At 74.8% G+C, this 12,735-nt stretch carries 9 protein-coding genes; 2 read left to right on the top strand and 7 right to left on the bottom strand.

The genetic code is table 11. The annotated features are described in order from the left end of the window. Window positions 1–141: 141 nt before the first annotated feature. The 4 genes from GQS52_RS11135 to GQS52_RS11120 all read right to left on the bottom strand — a co-directional run bounded on the left by GQS52_RS11135 (window position 142) and on the right by GQS52_RS11120 (window position 6,061). A complete protein-coding gene (locus tag GQS52_RS11135) occupies window positions 142–1,140 on the bottom strand; it encodes a CHAD domain-containing protein (protein ID WP_182313248.1) in 999 nt (332 codons plus the stop codon). A gap of 75 nt (window positions 1,141–1,215) precedes the next feature. Continuing rightward, window positions 1,216–3,405, bottom strand: a complete 2,190-nt coding sequence (locus GQS52_RS11130) for an RNA degradosome polyphosphate kinase (RefSeq protein ID WP_182313247.1) — start codon at window positions 3,403–3,405, stop codon at window positions 1,216–1,218. A gap of 385 nt (window positions 3,406–3,790) precedes the next feature. Next, the gene (mshD, locus tag GQS52_RS11125) at window positions 3,791–4,705 is read right to left on the bottom strand and encodes a mycothiol synthase (protein ID WP_182313246.1); all 915 of its coding nucleotides are present in this window, start codon (window positions 4,703–4,705) and stop codon (window positions 3,791–3,793) included. Between the two features lie 9 nt (window positions 4,706–4,714). After that, window positions 4,715–6,061 (bottom strand): MFS transporter, encoded by a 1,347-nt coding sequence (locus GQS52_RS11120; RefSeq protein ID WP_259370709.1) that lies wholly within the window; start codon window positions 6,059–6,061, stop codon window positions 4,715–4,717. A 264-nt stretch (window positions 6,062–6,325) separates the two neighbouring features. On the opposite strand from GQS52_RS11120, the gene GQS52_RS11115 reads away from it, so the two are divergent. Next, window positions 6,326–8,146, top strand: a complete 1,821-nt coding sequence (locus tag GQS52_RS11115) for a bifunctional metallophosphatase/5'-nucleotidase (RefSeq protein WP_182313245.1) — start codon at window positions 6,326–6,328, stop codon at window positions 8,144–8,146. Window positions 8,147–8,370: 224 nt separating this feature from the next. On the opposite strand, the gene GQS52_RS28220 is transcribed toward GQS52_RS11115, so the two are convergent. From GQS52_RS28220 to GQS52_RS11100, 3 genes are all read right to left on the bottom strand, one after another. Beyond that, window positions 8,371–9,480 (bottom strand): trypsin-like peptidase domain-containing protein, encoded by a 1,110-nt coding sequence (locus GQS52_RS28220; RefSeq protein ID WP_182313244.1) that lies wholly within the window; start codon window positions 9,478–9,480, stop codon window positions 8,371–8,373. Window positions 9,481–9,819: 339 nt separating this feature from the next. After that, a complete protein-coding gene (locus GQS52_RS11105) occupies window positions 9,820–10,842 on the bottom strand; it encodes a LacI family DNA-binding transcriptional regulator (RefSeq protein WP_182313243.1) in 1,023 nt (340 codons plus the stop codon). Window positions 10,843–10,895: 53 nt separating this feature from the next. Next, complete coding sequence (locus tag GQS52_RS11100; RefSeq protein ID WP_182313242.1) at window positions 10,896–11,669, bottom strand: response regulator transcription factor; 774 nt, start codon at window positions 11,667–11,669, stop codon at window positions 10,896–10,898. Between the two features lie 266 nt (window positions 11,670–11,935). On the opposite strand from GQS52_RS11100, the gene GQS52_RS11095 reads away from it, so the two are divergent. After that, on the top strand, window positions 11,936–12,685 hold the full coding sequence (locus GQS52_RS11095; RefSeq protein WP_259370708.1) for an alpha/beta fold hydrolase: 750 nt from the start codon (window positions 11,936–11,938) through the stop codon (window positions 12,683–12,685). Window positions 12,686–12,735: the final 50 nt, after the last annotated feature.

Here is a 12,735-nt window from a genome sequence, read left to right as displayed (position 1 = left end):
CCACCCCGGCGGGACGGCGGCCGCACGGCGCACCGGGCCGGACCCGGCACGGACCGGCGCGCCCCGGGGCGCGCGGCGGGGTGCCTGCCGGGCCGGGGTGCGGCCCCCGCACCTTCCGTAGCGGCTGTGTCACCGAAGGTTTCAGGACACGTCCGCCATCTGCCGGTGCCACAGGCGGCTGAAGGCGTAGCGGGCGGCCTCCACCTGCTGCCGCTGGTCCGCGTGCAGCACGCCCAGCGCGTACGCGGTGGCGGGGGCGATCCGGGGGGTGAGGGCCGCCGAGGCGGCCGCGGAGGCGGCCTCCGCCGCCTCCCGGTGGCGCTGCAGGACCAGGCCCGCGTGCGCCTGCAGGGACGAGGCCGGGTCCTCCTCCGGCGAGGCCACCTCCATGGCGTACCGGCTGAGCCGGGCCAGCACCCGGACGCGGTGCCATGGCGCGTCCTGGCGGTCCGTGCCGAGCTGCTCCCCGGCGGAGCCCGGCCCCACCACGGTGACGGTGGCGGTGAGGGAGGAGTGCAGGGGGTCGAAGTTGTAGGCGTACCCGGACCGGCCCAGGGGCAGCGCGTCCGCGGCCTCGGCCAGGCGGCGGTGGGCGGCCTCGGCCAGGGGGAGCAGGGTCCGTCCCGCGGGCTGCCCGCCCGCCGGGCTCAGCGGCACCTCGGAGACCAGCACCGCCACCGCGTCGGCGAGCGCGTGGAACCGGGCGGACCCGAGGGCCTGCAGGGCCGCCGAGTGCGCCCGGGTGCGGGCCAGGGTCAGCCGGCGCTCCAGGAGGGCCCCGGCCCGGGCCGCGCCCAGGGTGGAGGCGGGGGCCGTGGGGCCGTCGCCCGCGGAGGGGGAGCCCGGCGGCTCGGTGGCGGGCGGCGTCCGGCCGGACAGGCGCTGCAGCGCGTCGGTCAGCCGGACGAGCCGCTCCGCGTACTGGTGCTCCTGGGCGAGCAGCCCGGACAGCCAGTTCAGTTCGGTGCGCAGCCGCTCGGCCCACTCTGGCTCGGCCAGGGGCCGGAAGGTGTGCAGCGCCGCGCCGATCCGGCGGGCGGAGCGCCGCATCCGGCGGGCGGCCTCGGCCTCGTCGGCCTCCCGCAGCCGCAGGGCTCTCAGGAAGGCCGAGGCCTGGTCCCCCAGGTAGCGGCCGAGCACCTCCCCCGCCGGGAGGGCGGCGGTGCCCGGCGCCCCGGCGGGGGTGCGGGCGGCGCCGCCGTGTCGGGTGCGGTCTCAGAGTGTCGCTGGGCCACGCCGGCGCCTCCGGGCGTCGATGAGCATCTCCTGGATGTGCGGCAGGGGCCTGCCGTCCGCGTCGGTGCTGTGCCGGGTCCAGCTGCCGTCCGGACCCAGGTGCCAGGACGAGGTGTCGTCCGACGTGCCCTTCTCCAGGAAGTCGGCGAGGACGGCGCGGTGGGCGGGGTCGGTGACCCGCACCAGGGCCTCGATGCGGCGGTCGAGGTTGCGGTGCATCATGTCGGCGCTGCCGAACCACACTTCGGGCTCCCCGCCGTTGCCGAAGACGAAGACCCGCGAGTGCTCGAGGAACCGGCCCAGCACGCTGCGGACCCGGATGTTCTCCGACAGCCCGGGGACGCCCGGCCGCACGGCGCAGATGCCGCGCACCCAGATGTCCACCGGCACCCCGGCCTGGGAGGCCCGGTAACAGGCGTCGATGACCGCCTCGTCCACCATGGAGTTGACCTTGATGCGGACGAAGGCGGGCCGGCCGGCCCGGTGGTGCTCGATCTCCTTGAGGATCCGCTCGACCAGGCCGTCGCGCAGCGAGCGCGGGGCGACCAGCAGGCGGCGGTAGGACTCGCGGCGGGAGTAGCCGGACAGCCGGTTGAACAGGTCCGACAGGTCGGCCCCGACCTGCGGGTCCGCGGTCAGCAGGCCGAGGTCCTCGTAGAGCCGTGCGGTCTTGGGGTGGTAGTTGCCGGTGCCCACGTGGCTGTAGCGGCGCAGCGTCTCGCCCTCCTGGCGCACGACCAGGGACAGCTTGCAGTGCGTCTTCAGGCCCACCAGGCCGTAGACGACGTGGCAGCCGGCCTCCTCCAGCTTGCGGGCCCACTTGATGTTGGCCTGCTCGTCGAAGCGGGCCTTGATCTCCACCAGCACCAGCACCTGCTTGCCGGACTCGGCGGCGTCGATCAGGGCGTCGACGATCGGGGAGTCGCCGGAGGTCCGGTACAGGGTCTGCTTGATCGCCAGGACGTCGGGGTCGGCCGCGGCCTGCTCCAGGAAGGCCTGCACCGACGTCGAGAAGGAGTCGTAGGGGTGGTGCAGCAGGACGTCGCGCTCGCGCAGGGCCGCGAATATGTCCGGGGCGGAGGCGGACTCCACCTCCGCCAGGTCGCGGTGCGTCCCGGCGACGAACGTGCGGAACCTCAGCTCGGGACGGTCCAGGGAGGCGACGGAGAACAGGGCGGTCAGGTCCAGCGGGCCGGGCAGCGGATAGACCTCGGAGTCGCTGACCTTCAGCTCGCGCACCAGCAGGTCCAGCACGTACGGGTCGATGCTCTCCTCGACCTCCAGGCGCACCGGCGGGCCGAAGCGGCGGCGCAGCAGCTCCTTCTCCAGCGCCTGCAGGAGGTTCTCGGCGTCGTCCTCCTCGACCTCGAGGTCCTCGTTGCGGGTGACCCGGAACATGTGGTGGTCCAGGACCTCCATGCCGGGGAACAGCTCCTCCAGGTGGGCCGCGATCACGTCCTCCAGCGGCACGTACCGCTGGGGGCCGACCTCCAGCAGCCGGGACAGCAGGGGCGGCACCTTCACCCGGGCGAAGTGCTTGTGCCCGCTGACCGGGTTGCGGACCACGACGGCGAGGTTGAGGGAGAGGCCGGAGATGTAGGGGAAGGGGTGCGCCGGGTCGACCGCCAGCGGGGTCAGCACGGGGAAGATCTTCTGGCGGAAGAGGGCGAACAGCTGCGCCTGCTCCTTCTCCTCCAGCTCGTGCCAGCGGACGATGCAGATGCCCTCGGAGGCCAGCTCCGGGGCGACGTCGTTCTGGTAGCAGGCGGCGTGCCTGGCCATCAGCTCCCGCGAGCGCGTCCAGATCAGGTCGAGGACCTCGCGCGGCTGGAGGCCGCTGGCGGAGCGGGTGGCCACACCGGTGGCGATCCGGCGCTTCAGGCCGGCGACGCGGACCATGAAGAACTCGTCGAGGTTGCTCGCGAAGATCGCCAGGAAGTTGGCCCGCTCCAGCAGGGGGGTCGTCGGGTCCTCGGCCAGCTCCAGCACCCGCTCGTTGAAGGCCAGCCAGCTGCGCTCGCGGTCCAGGAACCGGCCGCGCGGCAGCTCCCCCTCCTCGCGGTCGAACACCTCGAGGGGGGATTCCTGCAGGTCCGGAACGGCGTGCGGCCGGTGGGGCACGAGGGTTTCGACAGAAGCGATAGGACCTGCGGCGCGGGGCTGGTTCATCGTGGCCTGCTCTCCTCCGGTGCGGCGGGCGACGGGCCGTCGGCTGTGCCGCCCGGCCATCACTCCATTGTCCAACGTCGCCGGAGAAAGCGGCAGGTCGGAGCGGCTGCCGCCGTGATCGGAGGGCGGGCCGTCCCGACGGGACAGGGCAGAGCGCGCAGCGGGCTGCATTCCGGGATGCTCGCAAGCGCGCCTGAATGGACGGTGAAGGCCACGTGGCGTGCGGGAAAGCGGAACCCGTCCGGCCGGGGGCGCGGCGGGGAGCGGCCGCCGCGGGGCGGGGGAGGGGCGCCGGCCCGCCCGGGGCGGCCCGGGCCGGGCCCGGGCGGGCGGAACCGGGGCGGCCCGGGCCGGGGGCGGGCCCGGGACCGGGCGGGCGGCCCCGTCAGGCCTCGGTGCGGTACATCAGGTCGGTCTCGTGCGTGGTGAAGCCCAGGCGCTCGTAGACGGCGACGGCCGGGGCGTTGTCGGCGTCGACGTAGAGCATGGCGGTGGGCAGGCCCCGGTCGTCGGCGAGGTGCCGCAGCCCGATGGTGGTGAGCGCCTTGCCCAGGCCGCCGCCCTGCTCGGCGGGGTCGACGCCGAGCACGTACACCTCGCCGAGCCGCTCGGCCTCGTGCACCTTCGTCCAGTGGAAGCCGACGATGCGCTCCCCGCGCACGGCGAGGAAGAAGCCGGCCGGGTCGAACCACGGCTCGGCGAGCCGGTCGGCGAGGTCCCGGGAGGTCCAGCCGCCCTGCTCGGGGTGGTGGGCGAAGGCCGCGGCGTTCACGGCGAGCCAGTCGGCCTCGTCCCGGCCGGGCACGAAGGTGCGGACGAGGACGCCCTCGGGGAGCACGGGCTCCTCCAGCACCAGGCCGGTGAGGGGGCGGCGCATCTGGCGCAGCTCGCGGAAGAGGAACAGGCCCAGCGCCCCCGCCAGGTGCCGGGCGGCCGGGTGGCCGCCGTGCGCCCACACCCGCAGCCGCCTGCCGGACTCGGCGAGCAGCGCCTCCCCGAGGGCGCGCCCGTGGCCGCGGCCGCGGTACGAGGGGTGGACGACCAGCTCGCCGGCCGGTGCCTCGACGGGGTCGGTGTCCTCGAGCTGCGCGTAGCCGACGAGCCTGCCGTCGGCGTGCAGCAGCAGGTGGCGGACGCCGGCGCGCGGACGGCGCAGGTGCAGCCGTCCCTGCTCGGAGACGGCCGACGGGCCGTCCTGCCGCGCGGCCTCCTCGATCAGTCCGAGGACGTCCCGCGCGGTGTCCTCGGGGAGCTCGTCCAGCGTCTCGATCCGTCGCGTACTGCCCTGATCTGCGGTCATGCCCCGACTCTACGACGGCTGCTGACCCGGGGACGGCCGTTGCGCGATCCCGGCCGCCGGGGCCGGGCGGGCCGGGGCCCGGGCTGCGTCGCCGTCGCCGCCGTCACCGTCATTGTCGTCGCCGCCGGCATCGTCGCCGCCGTCGGACCGGGCGGGCGCGGGTGCGGCGTCGCGGGCGGGGACGACGGCGGCCGCCGCGGCCGCCGCCGCGGCGGCGACCGCGAAGGCGGGCCAGTAGCCGGCGGCGGTGATGACCGCGCCCATCAGCGGCGGGGTGAGGGACGCCGAGAGGTTCTGGCCGGTGTTGTGGACCCCCAGGGCCCGGCCGGACCAGGCGGGGCCCGCGGTCTCGGCGGTGGCGGTGAACGACAGGCCGTTGGTGCTCGCGGTGACTCCGACGGCCAGGACCAGCAGGACGTCGGTCAGCGGGGAGGGGAAGGCGGCTCCGGCCGCACCGGCGGCGACCACCAGCGAGGTGAACAGGGCCAGTTGCCGCATCGGGCGCATCCTGCTGCCCACCCGGTCCGACCAGCGTCCCGCCGCGATCCGCAGCAGTGCGCCCAGGACCTGGGCGCAGGCGAGGATGCGTCCGGCCTCCACCGCGCTCCAGCCGCGCAGGTCGACCAGCAGGACCAGGGCGAACGCGCCCGTCGTGAACTGGGGCAGGACCAGCAGCGCGCCCGCGCCGTGGATGCGCCACAGGGCCGTCCCCCGGTAGGGGTTGCCCCGCCGCCGCGCACTGCCCCCGGCCGTGGTCCCGGCGGGGTCCGCGGCGAGGACCGCGACCAGCACCGCCGTCACCCCGGCAAGGACGGCCAGGAACGCCAACGCCCCGTGCAGCCCCCAACGCCCCGCGATCGGGGGCAGGGTGAGGGCGGCCGTTCCCATGCCCAGCGGGGTGGCGGTCTGCCGTATGCCCATCGCCAGCCCGCGCTCGGCGGAACCGAACCAGCCCATGACGAGCCGTCCCCCGGCCGAGGAGACGGAGGCACCCGCGGCCCCGGCCAGGGCGAACACGGCGCCCAGGGCCGCGACCCCGTGCACGGCCTGCGCGGAGAGGAGGAAGAGTGCGGACAGGCCGAGGCCGGAGGCGATCACCACGCGCTCGCCGTAGCGGTCGGCGGCCGCGCCCCAGGCGACCAGGGAGACGAGCAGGCCGAGGGTGGGGGCGGCCACGAGCAGGCCCACCTGGGGCAGGGAGAGGTGCCAGGCGGTGCGCAACTCGTCGGCCAGGTAGGGGATTCCGTAGAGGAACGCGCAGGTGGCGGTCTGGGCGGTGGTCGCCAGGAACAGCATCAGCCAGCGTCGCACGGTGGGCGCCTCCTTCTCGTGGCCGGTACACCTACTCTGCTGCACATTCGCATCATGAGACAGTGCTTCTCGCAATGAGAGACGCGGGAGGGTGGGAAGGGCCGGGCGGAGGGCCTGGGTGCCGGGCCGCCGGGGTGTCCGCGGGGTGCGTCGCGGGCGCCGGAGCGGCGGGCGGTGCGGCGGGCGGTCCGGGGGCGGTGAGCGGACCGAAATCCTCCGTTCACGCCCCGGGCGCTGACAGGCTACGCGCGTTGACAATATGCTGCCGCCCGCATGCTCCGCGTCCTCCCGCTCTCCTGAAGGGGACTCATGTCCGCAACACCCCACCGGCGCCGCAGGAACCGCAGACTCGTGGCCGCGGCCGCGAGCCTCGCCGCCGTCGGTGCACTCGTCTCCGCGATGCCGGCCCAGGCCGGCGTCGGCTCCTCCGAGGGGCAGGTCTCCTCCTCCGGCCACGGCGGCCCCGGCAAGGGCCGCACGGTCGACGTCCAGCTCCTGTCGTTCAACGACTTCCACGGCAACCTCGAGCCCCCGTCGGGCTCTTCGGGCAAGATCGGGGACGTTCCGGCCGGCGGCGTCGCGCACCTGGCGGCCTCGCTGCGCACCGCCCGCGAGGGCAACCCGTACTCCGTCACCGCCGCGGCCGGCGACATGGTCGGCGCCAGCCCGCTGGTCTCCGGCCTCTTCCACGACGAGCCGACGATCGAGGCGATGAACGGGCTCGGCCTGGACGTCACCGGCGTGGGCAACCACGAGTTCGACGAGGGCGCCACCGAGCTCAAGCGCCTGCAGGACGGCGGCTGCCACCCCCTCGACGGCTGCTACGAGGACGACCGCAAGTTCGAGGGGGCCGACTTCCCCTACCTCGCGGCCAACGTCACCGAGGACAGCACCGGCAAGCCGCTCCTGGACCCCACCTGGGTCTGGAAGAAGGACGGCGTCAAGATCGGCTTCATCGGCGTCACGCTCGAGGGCACCCCCGGCATCGTCAGCGCCGAGGGGATCAAGGGCCTGTCGTTCCACGACGAGACCGAGACGATCAACAAGTACGCCCGCAAGCTGCAGAAGCAGGGCGTGAAGTCGATCGTGGCGCTGATCCACGAAGGCGGTAACCCGCCGGCCGGCGCCGCCTACGACTACGACTGCGACAGCCCCGGCCCCGGCGACGGCATCTCCGGCCCGATCGTCGACATCGCCGAGAACGTCACCCCGCAGGTCGACATGCTGGTGACCGGGCACACGCACAACCCGTACGTCTGCACGATCCCCGACCCCGGCGGCAAGCCGCGCACGGTCACCTCGGCCGCCTCCTACGGCCGCCTCTACACCGACACGACCATGACCTACGACCGCGCCACCGGCGACATCGTGCGCACCTCGGTCGAGTCGGCCAACCACATCGTGCGCCGCGACCAGAAGAAGGCCGAGGAGGTGGCCGGCGACATGATCTCGCTCGTCGACCGCTGGGCCGCCCTGGCCGCCCCGGTCGCCGCCAGGCCCGTCGGCCACATCGCCGAGGACATCTTCGGCCGCGGCAGCACCGCCTACGAGAAGCCGCTCGGCGACCTGATCGCCGACGCCCAGCTCGCCCACGCCGAGAAGGCGGACGGCGGCGCGGTCGACCTGGCGCTGATGAACCCCGGCGGCATCCGCTCGGACCTGGTGCACGCCACCTCCGGCGACGAGGGAGACGGAGTGGTGACCTACGGCGAGGCCTACACCGTCCAGCCGTTCAGCAACACCGTGAACGTCGTCGACCTGACCGGCGAGCAGCTGGTCACCGCGCTCCGCCAGCAGGTCAGCGGCGCCAACGAGAAGTCGGTCAAGATCCTCCAGGTCTCCGAGGGCCTCACCTACACCCTCGACATGACCCGCAGCGGCGCCGACCGCGTGGTCACCGACTCGATCCGGCTCCACGGCAAGGCCATCGACCCGTCGGCCACCTACCGGGTCGCGATGAACTCGTTCCTGACCGGCGGCGGCGACGGCTTCACGGCGCTCGGCGAGGGGACGAACGAGCTCGTCGGCGGCGACGACCTCACCGCCCTGATCGACTACCTGACGGCCAACTCCTCGGCCGGGGCACCGCTCGGAGCCCCCGCCGCGGACCGGATCACCGTCGTCCAGTAGCCGGTAGACCCGGAAACCGCAGAAGCGCGGCGGCCGCACGAGTGCGGCGGCGCAGTGGTCCGGCAGACCGTGGCCCCGCCAGGGGCCCGGCGGGGCCGCCCGTCAGGGGCGGGCCGGTGGCTCCTCCGGCCCCGGCCCGCCCCTCGCCGCTCCCGGCGGTGGGCACGGGGTGGTACCTCGCCGTGGACGTGTGCGGGCGGTCCGGGAACGCGGGCGGGTCCGGTTCAGGCGTTGCCGCCGCCGGCGCGCAGGCCGTCCAGGGCCTCGGAGACGGAGTTGCTGGGGACGGCGAAGCCGAGCCCGACGCTGCTGGACTCGCCGCCCGAGGACGAGGAGGGCGCGTACATGGCGGAGTTGATGCCGATCACCTGTCCGCTCGTGTTGATCAGCGCCCCGCCGGAGTTCCCGGGGTTGAGGGAGGCGTCGGTCTGGATGGCCCGGTAGGTGGTGGTCGAGCCCTCGACCGGGCCGTTGTACTCGCCCTCGCCGAACCGGAAGGGCCACCCGCCCGTCCCCCGCCCCGGCGCCGGGCCGGATCCCGGTTCCGAGCCGGCCTTCCGGTCCTCGACGGAGACGGTCACCTCCCGGTCCAGGGCGCTGACGATGCCGCTGGTGACGGTCCCGGTCAGCCCCTCGGGGGAGCCGATGGCCACGACCTGGTCGCCCACGGCCACGGCGTCGGAGTCGCCGAGGACCGCCGGGACCAGGCCGTCGACGCCCTCGGCCTCGATCAGCGCCAGGTCCAGGGAGGGGTCGGTTCCGGTGACCGTGGCACCGGCGGTGCTGCCGTCGCTGAAGACCACGGTGATCCTCCCCCCGGACGCGCCGGAGACCACGTGGTGGTTGGTGAGGATCTCGCCGTCGGAGGAGAGCACCACCCCGGAGCCGGTGCTCCCGCCGCCCTGCGCGGTGACGTTGATCTCCACCACGCTGGGCATCAGCGCCTTTGCGATCGCGCTCACCCCGCCGGAGGGGTCCGGGCCCGAGACGACGGCGGTGCCGACGGCGGGCGAGGGCACGGTGGCCGCGGGAGCCGTCGTGCGCGCGGCCAGGGTGGCGACCGAGCCGCCCGCGAGGCCCGAGACCAGGACGACCGCCGCCGCCAGGGCGACCGGCCCCCGGAGCCGACGCCCGCGGCGGTCCGGGCCGCGGCGGTGCGCCCCGGCCCGCCGCGGGGACGGGGGAGCGGCGGGGTGCGGACGGGGGAGCGGAGGCGGGGCCGGGGACGGTTCCCGTCCGCGGGCGACGGGGCCCGGGGGCCGGACGCCGCCGGGCCGGGCGGTGCCGCCGCCCGGATCGGTGAACGGTTCCCGCGGGGAGTGCGTGTCGTCCATGTGGTCGACTGTCCGCCGACCGGATGAGAGACGCCCGAGGAGGAAGCGAGGGGAGGCGCAGAACCCGGAAGCCGGACGTGCCGGTTTTCCGCGGTGTTCCCGCCCCCGGGCCGGACCCGGCCGGGATCCGCCGAACGGGGGAAGGCGGGCCGCCCCGGGCCTTCGCCACCCGCCCCTCACCACTACTCCGGTCCGCGCGGGTCCGCACGGGTCCGCGCGGGTACGCACCGGTCCGCGCCGGTCCGTGCCGTTCCGCACCGGTCCGCGCCCTACGGGCCCCTGTGCCGGTTGCCCGCAGCAGCCGCGTGCCGGTTGCCCGCCGCTGCCGCGCGGCGGGGGTCAGCCGCAGCCGCAGGAGCGGCGTATCACCAGGCGCGAGGGGAACTGCCGCAGCCGCTGCCGCATAGAGCCGGAGACCCGCAGGGAGTCGTCCAGCACCAGGTCGACGGCGGCCCGTGCCATGGCCTGCCGGTCCGAGGCGACGGTGGTCAGCGGCGGGTCGGTGAGCGCCGCCTCCTTGACGTCGTCGAAGCCCGCGACGGCCAGCTCGCCGGGCACGTCGATGCCCAGCTCGCGCGCCGCGCGCAGCACGCCGATCGCCTGGTCGTCGGTGGCGCAGACCATGGCCGAGGGGCGGTCCGGGCGGCTGAGGAACTCCAGGGCGGCGGTGTAGGTGTCGTAGCGGTTGAACCGGGAGGAGTACAGCAGTCCCTCGGTGGGGCGCCCGGCCTCCTGCATGGCCCGCCGCCAGCCCTCGATGTGGTCGGTGACCGGGTCGCCGGAGGCCGGGGTGGTCTCCGGGCCGCCCAGGCAGGCCACGTCCCGGTGGCCGTGCTCCAGCAGGTGGCGGGTGGCCAGCTGCGCGCCGCCGACGTCGTCGGTCACCACGGCGACGTCGTCGATCGCGTCGGGGCGGCGGTGGAGCAGCACCACCCGGGCGTCCCAGGCGTCGATCTCGGCCGCGGCGTGCTCGGAGGGGCCCTGGCTGATCAGGATCAGCCCCGAGACCCGCATTCCGAGGAAGGCCCGCAGGTAGTGCACCTCGCGCTCGTCGAGGTAGTCGGAGTTGCCGACCAGGACCATCTTCCCGCGCTCGGCGGCGGCCTGTTCGACCGCGTGCGCCATCTCGCCGAAGAACGGCTGGCGCGCGTCGGGGATCACCAGGCCGATCAGGTCGGTGCGGCGGCTGGCCATCGCCTGGGCCACCCGGTCGGGCCGGTATCCCAGCTGCTTGATCGCAGCCAGGACACGCTCGCGGGTGGCCGGTGCTACCGGCCTCGGACCATTGTTGATGACGTAGCTGACGACTGCGGTCGAGGTCCCCGCGAGCCTGGCCACGTCGTCGCGCGTCACCTTGGGCACCTGAGCAGTCTACGCGGGTCTACCGCAGGTCAGGAGGGGTTGTCCGCATCGTCCTACGATGTGGATGGTGCGGCGGTCTCCTGCGGCTTCCTCCCCCTGGGCTCGGAATCGCCCCGGTCGGCCCGGTCGGCCCGCTCGCCCCGGTCGGCCTTCTCCTTCTCCGGGGCGACGAACCGGTAGCCGACGTTGCGCACCGTGCCGATCAGGGACTCGTGCTCGGGGCCGAGCTTGGCCCGCAGCCGCCGCACGTGCACGTCGACGGTCCGGGTGCCGCCGAAGTAGTCGTAGCCCCACACCTCCTGCAGCAGCTGGGCCCGGGTGAAGACCCGGCCCGGGTGCTGCGCCAGGTACTTGAGCAGCTCGAACTCCTTGAAGGTCAGGTCGAGCACCCGGCCCTTGAGCTTCGCGCTGTAGGTCGCCTCGTCCACCGACAGGTCGCCGTTGCGGATCTCCATCGGGCTGTCGTCCGCTGCCACCTGCTGCCGTCCCAGCGCCAGCCGCAGCCGCGCCTCGACCTCGGCGGGCCCGGCCGTGTCCAGCAGGACGTCGTCGACGCCCCAGTCCGCGGTCACCGCGGCCAGTCCGCCCTCGGTGACGACCAGGATCAGCGGGCACCCGGGGCCGGTGGAGCGCAGCAGCTGGCACAGGCTGCGGATCTGCGGCAGGTCGCGGCGGCCGTCGACGAGGATCACGTCCGCGCCGGGGGTGTCCACCAGCGCCGGGCCCTCGGCGGGGGCCACCCGGACGCTGTGCAGCAGCAGCCCGAGGGCCGGCAGCACCTCGGTGGAGGGCTGGAGCGCGTTGGTCAGCAGCAGCAGCGAACTCATCGGCAGCACCTGCCCGGTCGTCCCACAACACTTCGCTTGCCCATCGCGACCCTCCTCGGTCCCCGCCGGAACTCAGTGGTGCGGCGGCTTTCGCGGTACCGGTGCGCCCGGGGGAGGACGCGCCGGATCCCTTGAAGCACGAAAGGACCCGGGGGCGACGCTGCCCGGATCCTCTTCCCAGGAGAATAACCCACATGGAGCCTTCTGAAGAGGCCGGAACGCCGCGCCGCAGTGTCCGGTCGATCACGCCGGGTCCCCGACGGATCATGCTGCCGACCGAGGACGGGGTGCAGATCGAGGCCCGCCACCACCCCCCGCGGGGCGGTGCCCAGGACCTGGCGATCGTCCTCGCGCACGGCTTCACCGGCGCCCTGGACCGTCCGGCGCTGCAGCGCGCCGCCGAACTGCTGACCGGCTACGGGGCCGCCGTGACCTTCTCCTTCCGCGGGCACGGCCGGTCCGGAGGCCTCTCCACCGTCGGGGACCGCGAGGTGCTCGACCTCGACGCGGCGGTGCTGTGGGCCCGCGCCCTCGGCTACGCCCGGGTCGCCACGCTCGGCTTCTCGATGGGCGGCTCCGTCGTCCTGCGCCAGGCGGCCCTCTCCCGGGGCACCGAGGCGCACGTCGACGCCGTGGCGGCCGTCAGCGCCCCGGCGCGCTGGTACTACCGCGGGACGGCACCCATGCGGCGCCTGCACTGGGCCATCACCCGCCCCGCCGGCCGCCTGGTCTCCCGCTGGGCGCTGCGCACCCGCGTCGACCACCGCGGCTGGGACCCGGTCCCGCTCTCCCCGGTGGAGGCGGCCGCCTCCACCGCCCCGACCCCGCTGCTGATCGTCCACGGCGACCGGGACCCGTACTTCCCGCTGGACCACCCCCTCTCCCTGGCCGAGGCGGCGGGGGAGGGGGCCGAACTGTGGATCGAGCACGGCTACGGGCACGCCGAGAACGCCGCCCGGCCCGAACTGCTGCACCGCATCGGCCGGTGGCTCGCCGACAGCAGCGGCCGCGGGTAAGTAACCTGTCGTCCGGCCGACCCGGCCGACCCGCCATCATGGACGGCGGG

Origin of the sequence: Streptomyces sp. SCUT-3, assembly GCF_014083985.1 — a bacterium.
Lineage (GTDB): Bacteria > Actinomycetota > Actinomycetes > Streptomycetales > Streptomycetaceae > Streptomyces_H > Streptomyces_H thermolineatus.
This window is presented reverse-complemented; position numbering and strand designations above follow the sequence as displayed.